General features: G+C 52.9%; 14 protein-coding genes. 10 read left to right on the plus strand and 4 right to left on the minus strand.

All coding sequences use genetic code 11. The features are described 5' to 3' along the window. Positions 1 to 6 precede the first annotated feature (6 nt). On the plus strand, positions 7 to 1,050 hold the full coding sequence (dctP, locus tag HYQ67_RS03900) for a TRAP transporter substrate-binding protein DctP (RefSeq protein ID WP_202301653.1): 1,044 nt from the start codon (positions 7 to 9) through the stop codon (positions 1,048 to 1,050). Between the two features lie 51 nt (positions 1,051 to 1,101). Here dctP and ptrR read toward each other — a convergent pair whose 3' ends face one another. After that, entirely contained in the window at positions 1,102 to 1,962 is an 861-nt protein-coding gene (gene ptrR, locus HYQ67_RS03905; RefSeq protein WP_202301654.1) for a putrescine utilization regulator PtrR, read from the minus strand. A gap of 103 nt (positions 1,963 to 2,065) precedes the next feature. On the opposite strand from ptrR, the gene HYQ67_RS03910 reads away from it, so the two are divergent. Continuing rightward, positions 2,066 to 3,457 carry an aldehyde dehydrogenase family protein gene (locus tag HYQ67_RS03910; protein ID WP_202301655.1) on the plus strand — a complete coding sequence of 464 codons (1,392 nt, stop codon included), beginning with the start codon at positions 2,066 to 2,068 and terminating at the stop codon, positions 3,455 to 3,457. A gap of 40 nt (positions 3,458 to 3,497) precedes the next feature. Here HYQ67_RS03910 and HYQ67_RS03915 read toward each other — a convergent pair whose 3' ends face one another. Beyond that, positions 3,498 to 3,971 (minus strand): 4Fe-4S dicluster domain-containing protein, encoded by a 474-nt coding sequence (locus tag HYQ67_RS03915; RefSeq protein ID WP_202301656.1) that lies wholly within the window; start codon positions 3,969 to 3,971, stop codon positions 3,498 to 3,500. Beyond that, positions 3,968 to 5,917 carry an FAD-dependent oxidoreductase gene (locus tag HYQ67_RS03920; RefSeq protein ID WP_202301657.1) on the minus strand — a complete coding sequence of 650 codons (1,950 nt, stop codon included), beginning with the start codon at positions 5,915 to 5,917 and terminating at the stop codon, positions 3,968 to 3,970. The genes HYQ67_RS03915 and HYQ67_RS03920 overlap by 4 nt, the downstream gene beginning before the upstream one ends. 365 nt (positions 5,918 to 6,282) lie before the next feature. On the opposite strand from HYQ67_RS03920, the gene HYQ67_RS03925 reads away from it, so the two are divergent. The 3 genes from HYQ67_RS03925 to HYQ67_RS03935 are packed head-to-tail and all read left to right on the plus strand — an operon-like array spanning position 6,283 to position 10,650. Then, entirely contained in the window at positions 6,283 to 9,510 is a 3,228-nt protein-coding gene (locus HYQ67_RS03925; RefSeq protein ID WP_202301658.1) for a molybdopterin cofactor-binding domain-containing protein, read from the plus strand. Beyond that, on the plus strand, positions 9,507 to 9,968 hold the full coding sequence (locus tag HYQ67_RS03930; protein WP_202301659.1) for a (2Fe-2S)-binding protein: 462 nt from the start codon (positions 9,507 to 9,509) through the stop codon (positions 9,966 to 9,968). The genes HYQ67_RS03925 and HYQ67_RS03930 overlap by 4 nt, the downstream gene beginning before the upstream one ends. Before the next feature lie 46 nt (positions 9,969 to 10,014). Beyond that, a complete protein-coding gene (locus HYQ67_RS03935) occupies positions 10,015 to 10,650 on the plus strand; it encodes an NTP transferase domain-containing protein (RefSeq protein WP_237391079.1) in 636 nt (211 codons plus the stop codon). On the opposite strand, the gene HYQ67_RS03940 is transcribed toward HYQ67_RS03935, so the two are convergent. After that, entirely contained in the window at positions 10,601 to 12,394 is a 1,794-nt protein-coding gene (locus HYQ67_RS03940; RefSeq protein WP_237391080.1) for a sigma 54-interacting transcriptional regulator, read from the minus strand. The genes HYQ67_RS03935 and HYQ67_RS03940 overlap by 50 nt on opposite strands. Positions 12,395 to 12,778: 384 nt before the next feature. Between HYQ67_RS03940 and ygeW the strand changes: the two genes are divergently transcribed. From ygeW to arcC, 5 genes are read left to right on the plus strand one after another with little or no spacing between them, the layout of a single operon-like run. Next, positions 12,779 to 13,966: a knotted carbamoyltransferase YgeW gene (ygeW, locus tag HYQ67_RS03945; RefSeq protein WP_202301660.1), complete on the plus strand. Its 1,188-nt coding sequence runs from the start codon at positions 12,779 to 12,781 to the stop codon at positions 13,964 to 13,966. 44 nt (positions 13,967 to 14,010) lie between these two features. Then, positions 14,011 to 15,201: a diaminopropionate ammonia-lyase gene (dpaL, locus tag HYQ67_RS03950; RefSeq protein ID WP_202301661.1), complete on the plus strand. Its 1,191-nt coding sequence runs from the start codon at positions 14,011 to 14,013 to the stop codon at positions 15,199 to 15,201. Between the two features lie 16 nt (positions 15,202 to 15,217). Then, on the plus strand, positions 15,218 to 16,432 hold the full coding sequence (locus HYQ67_RS03955) for a YgeY family selenium metabolism-linked hydrolase (protein WP_202301662.1): 1,215 nt from the start codon (positions 15,218 to 15,220) through the stop codon (positions 16,430 to 16,432). Positions 16,433 to 16,486: 54 nt separating this feature from the next. Next, positions 16,487 to 17,878 carry a dihydropyrimidinase gene (gene hydA, locus HYQ67_RS03960; protein WP_202301664.1) on the plus strand — a complete coding sequence of 464 codons (1,392 nt, stop codon included), beginning with the start codon at positions 16,487 to 16,489 and terminating at the stop codon, positions 17,876 to 17,878. After that, positions 17,875 to 18,807, plus strand: a complete 933-nt coding sequence (arcC, locus tag HYQ67_RS03965) for a carbamate kinase (RefSeq protein ID WP_202301666.1) — start codon at positions 17,875 to 17,877, stop codon at positions 18,805 to 18,807. The genes hydA and arcC overlap by 4 nt, the downstream gene beginning before the upstream one ends. Positions 18,808 to 18,815: the final 8 nt, after the last annotated feature.

Below are 18,815 nucleotides of genomic sequence, written 5' to 3' on the forward strand. Positions count from 1 at the left end.
TTGCATATGGATTTGAATAAAAGGCTTCTGGCCATTGCGGTAGCAGCGCTGCTGTTTCCACAAGCTGCCACCGCGGTAAAGACGATCATTTATACCGATCATGAAGCGTTGGGCGGTATGCGAACCCAGTTTCTGAATGATGTTTTTTTCCCGGCGGTTGAAAGAGAGTCCCAGGGACGGTTAAAAATAGAACCCCACTGGGATGGCAAAATATCGACCAGCTACCGGGCTTTACAAACGGTCTCTAAAGGGGCGACTGCGGATATGGCTATCGTGGTGCCGGAGTATTCAGCTCAGGAACTGCCGCTGCATCAGATGTTTAAAAGTTTCCCCGTCGGGCCTTCCGCGGACAAGCAAATCGCCTTCTTCCGTCGCGTCTATAGAGAAGTCCCGGCATTTCAGGCGGAGCTGCTGCGCCAGAATGTCGTCCCCGTGTTTATTGCAACAGGGTATCCCGTGGCTTTTTTCAGCACCCATGAAATCAAAAAGCTCGACGATCTCAAAGAGACAAAATGGCGCACTGCCAGCTTCTGGCATCAGGATTTTCTTCGCAATGCTGGTGCCACGCCGGTGATCATGCCCTGGGGAGACGGCATCTATAAAGCGCTGGCAGACGGCAGGCTTGATGGAGTGATGGTTAACGTGGACAGCGGTTATCAGCTGGAAATCCATGAGGCCGCGCCCCATGTGCTGCTTTCACCGGAATTATGGCTGGGTCATGTCTATCTGGTGGTGATGAACAAACAGACATGGGATCGGCTCACTAAAGCTGAACAGCAGGCAATCCGACGTGCCGCATTGTCCTCTTATAAAAAGCTTGGCGGTATTATGAGGGCCAAAATGGTTACGCAAATTCGCGACATGAAAAAGCAGGGCGCTCAGGTCAGGCTGGTTCGCCATGCCGAAATCATGAAGTGGGAGAAGGCCACCCGCTACCAGCAGGTTCAGGCTAGCTGGGTGAAAGAACAGCAGAGCAAGGGCTTAACGGAGGCGGGGCCAGTGATGGCGCGGGTTAGCGAAATCATGAAAGAGACGATGAAAGCAGAGTAGCTGCTTTCACCGATCATTCACTACGTCGCGCAGCAGCAGCGCCTTCACCGTTTACAGTTCAGGCGCAAGCAACCCCATAAAGGCATCCAGCTGGCGCGTCCTGGCACCTCGTCGCCAGATAAGCCAGGTATTAAGATAGCGCCAGTCTGAGGATAACGGCCACGCGCTTGCCTGGTGGCTGGCGGGCATACTTTCCAGCATGCTTCGCGGCATTAGCGCCAGCCCCGCTCCGGCGACCACGCAGGCCAGCATCCCATGATAAGACTCCATTTCGTGAATTTTACCCGGCCGGGCGCCATCCTGGTGAAACCAGTTTTCGAAATGCCGCCGATAAGAACAGTTGGCCCGAAAAGCATATATATTTGCGCCATTCACCTGCCGGGGAGTTTCAATCGGGGGATGGTCGACAGGGGCTACGATGACCATCTCCTCTTTATAAACCGCTTGTCCCTCAAGGGAGGGATGCAAGAGCGGGCCATCAACAAACGCAGCGGAGAGCCTGCCTTCAAGCACGCCGTCGATTTGGTCCCCGGAAGGGCCGGTTGACAGCGATAGCTGAATTTTTGGATAGCGCTGGTTGAACGCAGCCAGCAGGGATGGGATGCGGACGGCCGCCGTACTCTCCAGCGAACCAAGCGCCAGCACGCCCTGCGGCTCATCGCCCGCCACCACCATTCTGGCCTCATCGACCAGCGCAAGAATACGTCTGCTGTATTCCAGAAAGCTGTATCCGGCTGGGGCCAGCTTCAGCCGCTGGCTTTCACGGATAAACAGCTGGACGCCGAGATCCGCCTCCAGCTGTTTAATGCGGGTGGTGAGATTGGAGGGGACGCGATGAACAAGCTGTGCGGCTGCCTGAATGCTGCCGGTTTCTGCGACCGCATTGAACATCTGCAGCTGGGTCAGATCCATGTGTTGTTCTCGTTTCGTGAGTAATCGACTAAGTATTATTCATTTTTTATCACCTTGCCTCAAGGTTAAGGTAGGGGAACTTTCAAACGATGAGGCAACCTCTATGCAGCCCGTGACTTCGAATACGCACGCTATTTCGCTCAATCCGGCAAACGGCAAACGGCTAGCCGCTTATCCTTTTCATACCGACGAGCAGCTGGACGCGGCGCTGGCCAGCAATCACAACGCTTTTTTGCTGTGGCGACAGCAGACGGTTGCCCATCGGGCACAAAAACTCCGCGATCTGGCCACCGTATTGCGTGACCACACGGAAGTGATGGCTCAGATGATCACCGCTGAGATGGGTAAACCGCTGACCCAGGCCAGGGCGGAAGTCGCGAAATCCGCTAACTTGTGCGACTGGTACGCAGAGCACGGCCCGGCAATGCTGGCCACAGAATCTACGCCGGTAGAAGAGAACAAAGCGGTGATTGAATACCGTCCGCTGGGGCCTGTACTTGCCGTGATGCCGTGGAATTTCCCACTCTGGCAGGTGCTGCGGGGTGCCGTGCCAATTTTGCTGGCAGGCAACAGCTATGTGTTAAAACATGCGCCTAATGTGATGGGCTGCGCGCTGCTGATAGAAGAAATGTTTGCGAAAGCAGCCTTCCCGGCCCGTTTGTTTTCGGTCATTAACGTGACGCCCGAAGGCGTAAGCAGAGCAATCAAAGACCCTAGCATCGTAGCGATTACGGTGACGGGCAGCGGCCGAGCGGGAGCCGCTATCGGCGCGCAGGCAGGGGCCGCCCTGAAGAAATGCGTTCTGGAGCTGGGAGGTTCCGATCCTTTTATCGTGCTGAACGATGCCAGTCTTGATGACGCGGTGAAAGCAGCGGTCGCGGGCCGCTACCAGAATACCGGACAGGTCTGCGCGGCAGCAAAGCGCTTTATTGTTGAAGCGGGGATCGCGGAGGCTTTTACCGCGAAGTTTGTAAGCGCCGCAGCAGGGCTTATCACAGGGGACCCAACGGAGGAAGCAACGCAGTCAGGGCCGATGGCACGTTACGATCTGCGAGATGAACTGCATGAGCAGGTGACAACGTCACTTGAAGAGGGGGCGACCCTGCTGCTTGGCGGCAACAAAATGGCGAGCGAAGGGAATTTCTACGCGCCCACCGTGCTGGGTAACGTCACCCGGGAAATGACCGCTTTCCGCCAGGAATTGTTTGGGCCGGTGGCTGCGATCGTCATTGCAGAGGATGCACAGCATGCGCTGGAACTCGCTAACGACAGTGATTTTGGGCTGTCCGCAACCATTTTCACCGCGGATGAGCGGCTGGCAGCAGAAATGGCCTCCCGGCTTGAGTGCGGCGGCGTGTTTATCAATGGTTATAGCGCCAGCGACCCGCGCGTGGCGTTTGGCGGCGTAAAGCAAAGTGGTTTCGGACGTGAGCTGTCGCACTTCGGCCTGCATGAGTTTTGCAACGCACAAACCGTCTGGAAAGACCGTCGTTAATCAACAGAAGGCGGGTGCCCGACGCACCCGCTAATAAAGATTAAAACAGCCTGCTGCGTTTGCGCTGGCTGAGTTGCTGGAGCCTTTCTGACGTCATCACGCTTAGCGCATCGGTTGGGCAGGTGCGAACACAGGCAGGCCCGTCAGGATCGTGCTGGCACATATCGCATTTTACTATGGTCATCATGTTGTGTGACCCAATATCCGCTACGATGTCAACAGCGCCAAACGGGCAGGCCATCACGCAGCTTTTACAGCCAATACACAGCGTCTGAACCGGCTCGACGATTCCGTTTTTTTTCCGCAGCGCGCCAGTGGGACAGGCACTGAGGCAGGAGGCGGCCTCGCAGTGATGGCAAACCGCAGGTGCGCTGTCCTTTGATGCTTTATAGACGCGCAGGCGCGGATGAAACCCGAGCTGTTCGTCTGACTGATGGTTAACGGCACAGCTGACCTCACAGGTTCGGCAACCAATACAGGCCCCGGCATCGACATGAATAAACGAAGTATTCATGAGACCTCCTGAACAACCGACGATGATGCATGCTCAAGCATATGTACAATATCTTTTGCTGCTCTACGCCCATCGGCCATGGCCGTCACAACCAGGTCAGCACCACGAACCGCATCCCCTCCCGCAAAAACGCGTGGGTGGGTCGTTTGTCCGGGATAAGCAGGGTTCAGGCCAATGCGAATCTGCCCCCACTTGTCGCATTCCACATGGCCTTCTTTCAGCCAGGGCATGACGTGCGCCTGGAAACCAAAAGCAACAATCAGGGCATCAGCCTGTAGGACAAACTCCGAGCCTTTAATGATTTTAGGCCGCCGGCGCCCGCTGGCATCTGGCTCGCCCAGCTCCGTGCGCAGCATTTCAATACCTGTCACATGGCCTTTCTTGCTGGTGAGAATGCGCTGAGGCTGGACGTTAAACTGGAATTCTACGCCTTCTTCACGCGCATTCTTAACCTCTTTGCGGGAGCCGGGCATATTGGCCTCGTCCCGGCGATAGGCGCAGGTCACCGCCGTTGCGCCCTGACGAACGGCCGTACGCAGACAATCCATTGCCGTATCGCCGCCGCCAAGCACCACAACCTGCTTATCCTTCAATGAGATAAAAGGATTATCCGGGTCTTCCGGCAGCTTCATCACATGGCGGGTATTGGCTATCAAATAAGGAAGGGCCTCAAGGACACCCGGTGCCTGTTCATTTTCCAGATCGGCCGTCATCGACTTATAGGTACCCGGCGCGATAAACACGGCGGCGTTGTCGCGGATAAGCTGGCTGAAACTGATGTCGTCGCCGACCTCGCAGTTGAGGACAAATTCGATACCCATCTGGCTGAATATTTCACGACGTAGCGTCAGTACCTGCTTGTCGAGCTTGAAAGAAGGGATGCCGAAGGTAAGCAGGCCGCCTATTTCGGGGTGACGGTCATACACCACAGACTTCACCCCGTGACGGGCAAGAACATCTGCGCAGGCCAAACCGGCAGGGCCTGCGCCAATGATAGCCACGCGTTCCGGGCGCGGTTTGACGTGACTGAGGTCAGGCCGCCAGCCAGCTTGCAATGCTGTATCCGTGACATATTTTTCTATGCAGCCAACGGTGACCGAGCCGCCGCTGTTTTTTAGCGTGCAGGAGCCTTCACAGAGTCTGTCCTGCGGACAGACGCGGCCGCAGACCTCGGGCATGCTGCTCGTCTGGTGGGATAGTTCAACGGCTTCGGCAATGCGATCCTCTTTCGCCAGCTGTATCAATTCGGGAATGGCGTTGTGCAGTGGGCATGTCCAGCGGCAGTTGGCCTGTTTAGCGCACATCAGACAGCGTTCACCCGCCTCACAGGCCTGGGCTGGCGTGAACGACCGGTAGATCTCATTAAAATTCAGGCGACGCTCAGCCGCCGGCGATTTAGCCGGATCGCACCTCTCCGGGCTGTGGCTTAACAGCCGTTCCCGGGCGGATAAGGAAGGAGAGCGTTTACCATTCAGCGTTTCCTGCTGACGTTTACGCCGCAGCTGACCAAGCTGCTCCTGCGTCACCAGCTTCAATGCGCTGGTCGGGCAAACCTGCACGCACGCCGGGCCTGCATCTGCGCCCCGGTGCTCACATAAATCACACTTCTGGACGACCGGATTTTCTGCCTGCGTCAGGGCAATAACGCCAAACGGACAGGCCAGAATGCAGTTTTTACACCCTATACAGCGCCTTGCGTCCAGCTCCACGCGATCGTTTTGATAACTCAACGCTTCGGTCGGACAGCTGGTGACACAGGGAGCGTTATCACACTGATGGCACATCATGGCCGTTGAGGCATCAGGCGTCGTTAGTACGGTTACGCGGGGCAGTAGATTTTGCCCGGGTTCAGGGTACTGCTCCTGATTATGGGCAAGGATGCAGGCAATTTCACAGGCTTTACAGCCGATGCAGTCACGGGCGTTAGCGATGACAAAACGATTCATGATTTCTCCCAACGTTGCGTTTTACCTGCTGATGCAAAATAGATGCTCAAAGAGTCAAAAAAAGAAACGTTGATTTATTAATGCGAGCCGTTTCACAATTATTGACTGAACCCGGCGTCGGTTGCTGATGATAAGGCGCTCGTGCGGCAGCAATTATCAAATTGATAAATTCGATACTATTCTCAATTCGATTTACAGGCCTCAGGCAATTCACCAAATTATTTCCTGCCGTTTTGTGCGTAAATTTATAACCCCCCTCGCAAAAATAATTCTAAAAAACAGGGTTCCTCATATATGGCACGGGCTTTGCTTGAAGTTGAACGATGAATTCACTCTTAGCTCTATTTTTATTTATGGAGAACAGTATGGAAACAACGCTGGTTGGCACTGAAGTTCCGCGCGTTGACGGTGAAGCAAAGGTTAAAGGCACGGCTATTTATGGTGACGATATCGTCATGAGCGGCATGCTCTATGGGGTATGTCGCTATGCAGATATCGCCGCTGGCCGTCTGGACACGCTGGATATTAGCGAGGCGGAAAAGGTGCCTGGCGTCGTCTGTATCGCCACCGCCAAAGACGTGCCGGGTGTAGAACGCATCGGCGTCATTATTTCCGATTACCCGCCGATCGCCAAAGATGAAATCGCCTTCCGTGGCGACGTCATCGCTATTATTGCGGCAGAAAGCTATGAGGCCGCCTGTCAGGCGGCAGACCGCATAACGGCAACTTACACACCGTACACACCGATTACCGACCCAGTAGAGGCGCTTAAGCCCGGCGCAAGGTTAATCCACAGCGACACAGAAAGTAACGTGATTAACCGACATCATACGGTGAAAGGAGATATAGACGCGGGCTTTTCAGCATCCACGCATATTTTCGAGCGTGATTATGAAGTAGGGTTCCAGGAGCATGCATATATAGAGCCTGAATCCATCACCACTTATCTCGATCCTAATGAAAATATCATCACTGTTGCCGGCTCTATTCAAAATGCGCACCGTGTACGGGGCATTGTTGCAAAATATCTTGGTTTGCCTCAATCAAAAGTCAATGTTAAACGCTCGGTATTAGGGGGCTCATTTGGTGGTAAAGACGATATTATCGATCATCTTGCCTGTCGTGCATCCCTGTTAACGAAAATGACTGGTCGCCCGATAAAGTTTACCTATAACCGCGAACAGTCTATGCGCGAAAGTTATAAGCGCCATCCTTATAAGATGAAATATAAAATCGGTCTGGATGACGAAGCAAAGATCAAAGCAATAAAAATTGACATTATTGCCGACGGAGGGAGCTACGCGGGGCAGACTATATTTGTCACCTGGCGCAGTTCTGTGCAGGCGGCGGGGCCCTATAACATCCCAAACGTAAGGGTAGATGTGACCGGCGTCTATACCAATAACAATTATACCTCGGCCTACCGCGGTTACGGTGCGCCGCAGGTCATCTTTGCCAATGAATCACTGATGGATGAAGTTGCAGCGGCTTTCAACATCTCTCCCGTAGAACTGCGTCGTCGCAACGTGCTTAAACAAAATGATACCAGCATGGCCGGTCAGCTATTCAGTGAACACACCGTTTCGGCAGAAGAGGTACTTGATCGGGCGCTCGCCAGCTCGGAGTTTTGCGCAAAGCGCGACCATTATAAGAAGCTGAACGCGAAAAATGGCCCCATCAAGTACGGCATTGGCCTGGCACTAAGCCACCGCGGCTGTTCGCTAGGGGCTGAAGGGCTTGATGCTTCTTCAGCGCTGATTCAAATCAATGCCGACAGCAGCCTCAACGTCTCCACATCTGTCTCCGAGAACGGCCAGGGCCTGCAAACCACCATGTCACTCATTGCCGCGGAAGCCTTTGGGCTGGAGCTGGAACAGGTCATGTTCACCGACCCGGCGACCGCCATGATTGCTGACGGCGGATCGACGGTTGCGTCGCGCGGCACGCTCATGGGCGGACAAGCGGTGCTGAGCGCAGCCAATAAGCTTAAAAATCGCATGCTAAAAGCTGTAGGCCCGCTCCTTAACGCGAAAAGCTTAGAAGAGCTGGTTTGGCGAAATGGGGAAGTCTTCAATCGCGAGCGGTCAGATTTACGTTTGCCATTCACAGAGGTGGTCAACAAGACGAAAGCCATCGGCGAGAATCTTTCCGCATACGGCTGGCACGTTGCACCGGACATTCACTGGGACGAGCACAAAGGAACGGGTAGCCCGTATTTCACCTGGGTCTATGGCTGCCAGATTGCAGATGTCGCTGTCGATACCCGCACCGGAAAGATTACGCTTAATCATGTCACCGCTGTCCATGACGTCGGTAAAGTCATAAACCGCGTTGGGATAGAAGGGCAGATTTACGGTGGCGTCGTTCAGGGTATGATTGGCTACGGCATGCTGGAAGACTTCAACACCGTGCACGGCGAAGTAAAATCAGAAAACTTCGACACCTATCTCTTGCCCACCATTAAAGATGTTCCAGCTATCACGGTCATCCCTGTGGAAAATCATGACAAAGCAGGGCCGTACGGGGCGAAAGTCATTGGTGAACCGGTGCTGGAGCTTGGTGCAGCAGCGCTGAACAATGCCGTAAGCTTCGCCATCGATCGCTGGAACCGTCAAATTCCACTGACCCTTGAGCAAGTGCGACTGGGTTACAACCTCAAAAAACCTGAACGGCAGAGTGAGCTACAGGGGGAGTCGAGCGTTAAGAAACAAGTTTTGCGCATTAATAATATGCAAGTTTGCAACCCTGCCACGCTGGAGGAAGCGCTTGAGGCACTGCAGGAACCGGGTGCAACAGCGATTGCGGGCGGTACCGATCAGTTAGTGCAGGCAAGAATGCAGTCCGGCATAACGAAACTGGTCAACATTTCAGGCCTTAACGAGCTTAGCCAGATCGCTGAGGCTGGCGGTGGAATGATCGTTGGCGCGGCGGTTTGTTTCAGCGATTTAATTGCCCATCCGGGCGTTGCAGAACGATACCCGCTGCTGATTACCGCCTGTCGGACCATCGGCTCACTCCAGTTGCGTAACCGCGCGACGATCGGTGGCAACATTGTCAACGCCGCGCCCTGCGCAGACTCCGTACCACCACTGATCATCATGGACGCAGAGGTAGAACTGCAGTCTACCTTTGGTGTGCGCTACCTGCCGCTGAGCCACTTTATCGAAGCGGGCTACCGTACGGCGCTTAAACCTGGTGAACTCCTGACGCGTGTTCTTATTCCCGAGCCGCACCCGCAAGTCCAGCAGCATCGCTACTTGCAGCTGGGGCGTCGCAACGCGCTGAACATCACCCGTCAGAGTCTTACAGGACAATTCAGCCTGTCTGCGGACGGCAAGTTAGTCTTTTGTCGTCTGGTTGATGGGGCACTCTTCAGCAAGCCGCAGCGGCTACATGACATCGAAGAGCGCCTGACAAATCAGGTGCTGTCAGGCGAGCTCATCGAGGCGGTCGGAGAAGTACTCAATACCAAGATGGAGAGCGCTATCGGCGGGCGCTGGTCCGCGCCTTACAAGATACCCGTCTATCTCGATATGTTCCGCCAGATGCTGCGCGATGTGATGAACGCAGGAAGTAAAGAGGACGAAAAATGAAAACGATTGAGCTGAAAGTAAATGGTATTCGCCTGTCGCGGGAAGTGGATGACAGCCGGAGACTGGTTGATTTCCTGCGTGAAGATCTCCGGCTAACCGGGACGAAAGAAGGCTGCTCGGTGGGGGAATGTGGTGCTTGTACCGTCATCATGAACGGCAAGGCTGTTTGTTCTTGTCTGATTCTTGCTGTGCAGTGTACCGGAGCAGAAATCACAACTGTCGAAGCGTTACATCATGACCCAGTAGGAGTGAAGCTGCAAAAGGCGTTCGTGCGCCACGGAGGTACGCAGTGCGGGTTCTGTACTCCGGGTGTGTTGATGAGCAGCAAAGCGCTGCTGGATGCTCATCCGCAGCCTTCAGATGAACAAATCTGTGAAGCCCTCGAAGGTAATCTTTGTCGTTGTACCGGTTATCATCCAGTGATTAAGTCCATTAAGGCCGTCCTTAAAACGGTGTAGTCACTCTTTGGCCCCGGCTAACGGGGCCTTTTTTAAGGACAGAGAAATGAATAACGGACCTGAGTGCGTCATGCTGGCTGCGGGACTTTCCAGCAGAATGGGGGCATGGAAAATGATGCTGCCCTGGGGTGACACAACCATACTGGATAGCGCGATAGAAAATGCGCTGGGCTTTTGCAGTCGCATCATTCTGGTGACCGGGCACCGGGCAGCAGAGCTACATGTTCGCTACGGTGAGCATCCGCAAATCACCCTGGCTTATAATGCTGACTATCTAAATGGCATGTTTTCATCGGTGGTTTGTGGCGTGATGCAAACTCGCGGAGAGCATTTTTTCCTCGCACTCGGTGACATGCCCGCCGTCACGCCCGCCGTCTACGCAAAATTGTGGGCGCAACGTGGGAAATTCTGCATAGTGCCGGAATACAACAGTTACAGGGGGCACCCGGCTTTACTTCCCACCGCGATGCGCCGCACTATTCTGGCAGCGCCTGGCGAAACAACACTGAAGCCATTAATGCAGCGCTTTGGCCGGGTAAGTGTTCCGGTTGATGAGCAAGCGATCCATGAGGACATCGATACACCCGCTCAGTACCATGAATGCTTCCAGGGTTGTGATTTAAAAAATAGAGTTACAAAGTCTCACTTTTTACATCCAGAGACTCCAGACCATATTTTTTGATCTTACGATAAAGCGTGGCGACACCGATGCCCAGTTCTGCCGCAATAATGCGTTTATTAGTCTGGCGAATGAGTGCCTCCTCAATTAATGTTTTCTCAATAGACTTAAGATTCGCATTATTGTTGAGCACAGTTTCCTTTGTCAGGGGGGATGAATACCCCTGCTGCGAGGCATGGAAAGAAGGGGGGAGCATTGCGCAATCTATAACTTCCCCCGTAGGGACAATATTAACGAGGTATTCAATTAGATTACTGAGTTCGCGAACGTTGCCCGGCCAGCGGTAGCGTTCGAAAGCAACAATCACCTCGTTGTTAACACCAGGATATGCTTTACCTATTCTTTGCGAATGTAAGTTAAGGAAAAAATGCATCAGCAGCTCAATATCACCTTGCCGTTCGTACAAGGGAGGCAGTGGGATGGGGATAACATTCAGTCGATAGAATAGATCTTCGCGAAACTGTCCGTCTGCAATTTTAGAATCCAGTTTCTGGTTGGTCGCGGAAATAACCCGAATATCAACTTTTATCGTATGACTGGCACCTACGGGTTGTAATTCTCTGGTTTCAAGAACCCGCAAAAGCTTAGCCTGTAAAATAAGTGGCATATCACCAATCTCATCAAGGAAAAGCGTGCCACCTTGCGCTGACTGAATAAGACCTATTTTTCCACCGGGTGCGGCACCGGTAAAAGCACCTTTGCTGTAGCCAAAGAGTTCACTTTCCAGCAAATTCTCTGGAATAGCCGCGCAGTTAATAGCAATAAAGGGTTTCGTATGACGAGCACTCAGTCGATGTACTGCTCTGGCCACCACTTCTTTCCCCGTACCGCTTTCGCCAGTGATCATAATACTTGAGGGGCTGCTGGCGACTTGCGTGATAAGGCGTTTAACCGTCTGCATCTGGTAAGAGTCACCGATAATTTGTTCTATTTTTATTTCGGCGTGGCGCAGCGCTTCATAATCCAGTAAATGTGACTGGTGAAAGGCAAACAGCAAGAGTCGATGGTTATCCACCAAAAGAAGCTGGCAGGTAAGGGTTTTCTTAATATCGTTGCATTGCAGCAGGTACTGCACAAACCCGTTTTCCGCAATGGTAGAAAAGGTGAGCGGCTGTAAATCGATGGTCTGGCCCAGTAGGCTCTCTTCGGTAACATTAAGAAGTTTTAGTGAGTTTTTATTGCATAAAACAACGCGATTCAAATCATCCAGCACCAGAACGCCCTGGTCCATGGCGGCAATCAGTCGTGAAAAAAGTTGCGTGTCGCGCACGCTGGAATTGGTATGTCTGGTCAGATTGCTGATCACCAGCGCTGAAATATGTTTGATATACTGCGTGAAGACCAGACTGTTATCACACAGTCTTTGATACTGTTCAGGATTAACCGCAATTAAGCTAATGACCCCCAGACATTGCTCCTCGTGGACAACGGGAACGCCAATAAAAGCCATTTCATGGCAGCAATCCCGGCCATCGCAATCCTTACACAGAGGGTCAAGCCTTGCGTGCAAAACAATTTTCTCTTTCTTTGATTCAATGACAGAACGTAACAAACTATTATTTGTGTTAGGGACTTTACCTAAGTCCTGACTATATGTCCCGCTGCCGGCGACGCGAACAAATTGATTATCAATCACCTCTACTTCAAGTTGCAAAACTCGGTGCAATAATTGAGTGAGATGCGCTACCGTCGCCTGTACTCTTAATAACGTTCCTGGGGTGTCGTGCATGGTTTTTTTATCAGACATAAAAAGTACCTGTAATCGTCAGGAGATTTTTCAACTTAATACAAATTGCAAATGCCGTTTTATTGACTCTGTCCTGCTGTAATCTGGCACATTGAGAATCTCATTATGAGAAATCAGAATCGCGTTATCATTCTGAATCACTGTTTGTTGGCTGCTCGTTAGCATACGTGAAGTTAATTCATCATTTTTCCACTCAAGTGACCTGAATCGTTATCAATGAAATGGCAGTTACTTTTAATTGCATAGTGAATTCCGACACCCCTCACAAAAATTAACCTGTTTTCTACTACCTAAACGTTCTGGCACGAAACTTGTTACTTCTTAACCCATAAGCAGAGCGCGCTGCCATGCGCGGATTATTTTCAATCACAGAGGTCAAGTGTCATGAGTTCAATTGCAAGGCTAATCGAAGCAATTAATCAATTACCATCCGATCTACACAGCAAAGACTTTCTTCTTACCTGGGAACAGAGCCAGTGTGAACTACAACAGGTGCTGGGTATTGCAGAAACGCTGAAAAGCTTACGTGCAGAAAATATCGCTACGCGAGTTTTCAACAGTGGCCTGGGGATCTCCGTCTTCCGTGATAACTCTACTCGCACACGATTCTCTTACGCGTCGGCACTGAACCTGCTGGGGCTTGCTCAGCAAGATTTGGACGAGGGGAAATCGCAAATCGCCCACGGTGAAACGGTCCGCGAAACAGCCAATATGATCTCGTTTTGCGCTGATGCCATCGGTATTCGCGATGATATGTACCTTGGTGCTGGCAATGCTTATATGCGCGAGGTCGGGGCGGCCCTTGACGACGGCTTTGCTCAGGGCGTCCTGCCCCAACGTCCAGCGCTTATCAACCTGCAGTGCGATATAGACCACCCGACACAGTCAATGGCGGATTTAGCCTGGCTGAAAGAGCACTTTGGCGGGCTGGACAAGCTAAAAGGTAAAAAAATTGCTATGACCTGGGCTTACTCACCCAGCTACGGCAAGCCATTATCGGTGCCGCAGGGGATTATCGGCCTGATGACCCGCTTTGGCATGGACGTTACGTTGGCGCATCCGGAAGGTTATGATTTGATTCCCGACGTGCTGGACGTCGCACGAAATAATGCCAGCCAGAGCGGGGGAAGCTTCCGTCAGGTGGCCACGATGGAAGAGGCTTTTGAGGGGGCCGACATTGTCTACCCGAAATCCTGGGCACCTTGGCAGGTCATGCAACAACGTACAGAACTTCTGTACGCCAACGATGACAAGGGTCTTAAAGATCTTGAAAAAGCCTGCCTGAATCAAAATGCTCAACATAAAAACTGGCACTGCACTGAAGCGCTGATGAAACGGACCAAAGGTGGCAAAGCGCTGTATATGCACTGTCTGCCCGCAGATATCACGGGCGTGTCTTGTGAAGCTGGCGAAGTCGAAGAGAGCGTATTTGAACGTTATCGCATTGCGACTTACAAAGAGGCCAGCTGGAAACCCTACATCATTGCCGCCATGATCCTCGCCCGAAAATACGCCCGCCCAGGTGATGTACTGGCACAAATGCTGCGTGAAGCCCAACCTCGAATCAAATAAGCGACCTGTCGCCCGCCGCGGGCGACCCTCATAAGGAGGATTTCATGTCCCGGTTTACGATTCCGATGAACATTGCTGATAACGCCTGGTTTAACGGTGAGGGAATGGCGCTTTTCTCACAGGAGCCAGCCCTCAAAGCCAGAGCTTTTCATCAGCAGCTTCCTGGGTATCAGCCTACGCCACTGTACGCCATGAATGCGTTTGCCAAAGCACTTGGCGTGAGTCAGGTGTGGGTCAAAGATGAGTCTCAGCGCTTTGGTCTGAATGCCTTCAAAATGCTTGGCGGCGCTTATGCCATTGCGCGTCTTTATTGCGAAAAATACCAGCTGAATATCAAAGACTTCTCCTTCGCACAGTGTCGAAACTCTCCACGCGAAAAAATGACCTTTGCCACGACGACAGACGGCAACCACGGACGCGGCGTGGCATGGGCGGCAAAAGAGTTAGGCCAACATGCGGTGATTTATATGCCCAAAGGTTCTTCCCAGGAGCGTGTCGATCACATTACGCGTTTGGGGGCACAGTGCATCGTTACTGAGATGAACTACGACGATACAGTACGTCTGACTGAACGTACTGCGGCAGAGCATGGCTGGGAAGTGGTACAGGACACCGCCTGGGAAGGTTATACGGAAATCCCAACGTGGATCATGCAAGGATACGCGACCCTTGCAGTGGAAGCCGCAAAACAAATGTCCGACGCGCCGACACATGTATTTTTACAGGCGGGGGTCGGTGCGATGGCTGCCGGTGTGCTGGGCTATCTGGTAGATATTTATGGCGCTGAAAAACTCCATAGCGTGATTGTCGAACCTGACCGCGCAGACTGTCTTTACCGCTCTTGCCGCAGCGGCAACATGACTGCGGTTGGTGGTGAAATGAACACCATCATGGCCGGATTAGCCTGTGGGGAACCTAATCCTCTGGGCTGGCCGCTGCTGCGTAATTGCGCCCACCAATTCATCTCCTGTGACGATCGTGTCGCAGCACTTGGCATGCGCGTGCTGGGTAACCCATTGCGGGGTGATACCCCGGTCGTGTCGGGAGAGTCAGGGGCCGTCACGATGGGCGTGCTGGCTGCTGTCTTGTTCCATCCGCAAAAAGAAGATCTCATGCAACAGCTGGGACTGGACGAAAAATCCCGGGTGCTGTTGATCAGCACCGAAGGTGACACCGACGTTCAGCACTACCGTGAAGTGGTATGGGAAGGAAAACACAGTATTTCAGGCTGTTAACATCAGGAGCACTATCATGGCTAAAATTCCGTTTAGTGAAATTGTCGCGAAAGCAGAAAGCTACAAAGCAGATATGACCCGCTTCTTACGCGATATGATCGCCATTCCCAGCGAAAGCTGCGATGAAAAACGCGTTGTCCACCGCATCAAGGAAGAGATGGAAAAGGTGGGTTTCGACAAGGTTGAAATTGACCCAATGGGAAACGTGTTGGGCTATATCGGACACGGCCCACACCTCATTGCGATGGACGCTCACATAGATACCGTAGGGATTGGCAATATAAAAAACTGGGATTTTGATCCCTACAAGGGCATGGAAAACGACGACATTATCGGCGGTCGCGGTTCGTCTGACCAGGAAGGCGGCATGGCCTCCATGGTGTACGCGGGTAAAATTATCAAAGATCTGGGGCTGGAGGGGGATTACACCCTGCTGGTCACAGGCACCGTTCAGGAAGAAGATTGTGATGGCCTGTGCTGGCAGTACATTATTGAACAGTCGAAAATTCGTCCGGAGTTTGTTGTCAGCACGGAACCTACAGATTGCCAAATCTACCGTGGCCAGCGCGGGCGTATGGAAATTCGCGTTGATGTGCAAGGCGTCAGTTGCCATGGCTCGGCACCAGAACGCGGCGATAACGCGATTTTCAAAATGGGCCCCATTCTCGGTGAGCTGCAGGAGCTGAATAATCACCTTAAGCATGACGAATTCCTGGGTAAAGGAACGCTCACCGTTTCGGAAATTTTCTTCACTTCACCGAGTCGCTGTGCGGTAGCTGACAGCTGCGCCGTCTCTATAGATCGCCGCCTGACCTGGGGAGAAACCTGGGAAGGAGCACTGGAAGAGATCCGTTCTCTTCCTGCGGTTAAAGCAGCGAAAGCAGAAGTCAGTATGTATCACTATGAGCGTGCAGCCTGGACAGGCCTGGTCTATCCAACGGAATGCTACTTCCCGACCTGGAAGGTAGAGGAAGACCACTTCACCGTCAGAACGCTAAGTCAGGCGTATCAGGGACTGTTCCAAAAAGATCCTGTTGTTGATAAGTGGACATTTTCCACCAATGGCGTTTCTATCATGGGCCGTCACGGCATTCCGGTCATCGGTTTCGGGCCGGGGAAAGAGCCGGAAGCTCACGCGCCAAACGAAAAAACCTGGAAGGCTCATCTTGTGACCTGTGCGGCCATGTACGCCGCCATTCCGCTGACTTACCTGGCACAGCGCCAGGGATAAGATATCTGGTCATGGCGGGTAGGCTCTGTTTACCCGCCTGAGGAAGGCGAAAAGATGAAACGCTTAATCCAGGGCGGTACCGTTGTCGATGAATGGGGCGAGTACCGGCAGGACTTGCTTATCGAGAACGAAAGGATCGCAAGCCGCGAAGAGCATATCTCTGCGGATGAAGAGACAGAAATTATCGATGCATCAGGCTGTCTGGTGATGCCCGGAGGCATTGATGTGCATACGCATTTCAACATCGACGTCGGGCTTGCCCGCAGCTGTGATGACTTTTACTCCGGTACGCGAGCCGCAGCCTGTGGCGGCACAACCACCATCATTGACCACATGGGTTTTGGCCCGCAAGGTTGTAGCCTGCACCACCAGCTGGCGCTCTATCACGAATACGCAGCCGGAAAAGCAGTCATCGATTACAGCTTCCACGGTGTCATCCAGCATATTGATGAAGAGATCCTCAGTGAAATGGCGTCGATGGTCACGCAGGAGGGGATCAGCAGCTTTAAAATTTATCTAACCTACCAGTACAAACTCGATGACGCCGCCATCCTGCAAGCTTTTGCCGAGCTGAAACGGGTGGGGGCTTTAATTACCGTCCACCCGGAAAATGATGCGGCCATCCGCTCCCGCGTTGAACAATTTGTTCGGGAAGGGAAAACGGCGGCAATCTGGCATGCTCGCAGCAGGCCCATAGCCTGTGAGGCAGAAGCTATCTCACGCGTTATCCATCTTGCCCAGCTGGCAGGGAATGCGCCGCTTTATATTGTGCACCTCTCTAATGGCCCCGGCCTTGACGCGCTCCGGTGTGCTCGTCGGCAGGGGCAGCCTGTGTGGGTAGAGACCTGTCCACAATATCTTTTGCTCGACGAAAGCAGCTACGAACAGCCCGATGCGCTGAAATTTATCCTTAGCCCGCCGCTGCGGGAAAAAGCGCAACAGGCACTTTTGTGGGAGGGAATTTGTGACGGGTCGATAGATACAGTTGCGACCGACCACTGCACCTTCCCATGGTCGCAGCGCCTCTTACTTTCCGATGGCAATTTTACTCGCTGCCCGAACGGTCTCCCGGGGGTGGAAAACCGTATGGCGCTGCTGTTTAGCACCGGTGTCGCAACCGGATTGGTGACACCGTCACGTTTTGTTGCTTTAACCAGCAGTAACCCGGCCAAACTCTTTGGGTTATGGCCGCAAAAAGGCTCCCTCCAGGTAGGTGCTGATGCGGATATCGTGCTGTTTGCACCGCACAAAACGGGCATCATTCGCCACGAATCACTGCACGATAACGTCGACTACTCGCCGTATGAAGGCATGGCGCTGCGTGGTCTGCCGGTGATGACAATATCCCGAGGAGAAATCGTCTGGCGTAATGGGTTATTCACCGGGCGAGCCGGACACGGACGTTTTTTACATCGTTTGCCATTTACAACAAGGGACATGACATGAAAAAAAGAATAGTGCTGGCGCTCGGGGGAAATGCGCTCGGTGAGGACCTCGCACAGCAAATGCACGCGGTTAAAACTACAGCAAAGGCTATAGTAGACCTGATTGCCGAAGGGCATGAACTGGTGATAACCCACGGTAACGGGCCGCAGGTTGGGATGATCCACCAGGCGTTTGAAGCCGCTGCGATGCAGCATCACGGACAGGTATTGCCCATGTCAGTGTGTGTTGCACTAAGCCAGGGTTACATTGGTTATGATTTACAAAATGCATTGCGGGAAGAGATGCTCAATCGCGGAATTGATAAGCCGGTAACGACGCTTGTTACCCAGGTTCGGGTAGATAAACACGACCCGGCGTTTGTTGAACCAAGTAAGCCAATCGGTTCCTTCCTGAGCAAGAGCGAAGCGGAAAAACTGATGTCGCAGGGCATCGCCGTCCGTGAAGATTCCGGTCGCGGCTGGCGGCGCGTCGTTGCTTCACCTAAGCCTAAAGATATTATAGAGAAAGCGTCGGTCAAAGCGTTGCTTGAGGCCGGTCATGTCGCGATCACCGTCGGTGGGGGCGGTATACCTGTGATTGCCATCGGCCATCATCTCAAAGGAGCCAGTGCGGTCATTGACAAAGACTGGGCCAGCGCCGTACTGGCAGAGATGATCGATGCAGACCTGCTGATTATTCTTACCGCCGTAGAAAAAGTGGCGATTAACTTTAATCGCCCCAATCAACAATGGCTCGACAGCATGACCCTGGACGATGCCAGACGTTATGTGAACGAGGAGCAGTTTGCCAAAGGATCAATGTTGCCGAAGGTGGAAGCGGCAATGCACTTTGCCGCATCGGCCCCGGGACGTGAAACGCTCATTACCCTGCTTGAAAAGGCAAGCGAGGGGATTGCCGGTAAAACCGGTACCCGCCTGCGTAATTTGTGAACCAATGT

Source organism: Dryocola clanedunensis subsp. sulfonylureivorans (assembly GCF_016756775.1).
Taxonomy (GTDB): domain Bacteria; phylum Pseudomonadota; class Gammaproteobacteria; order Enterobacterales; family Enterobacteriaceae; genus Dryocola; species Dryocola clanedunensis.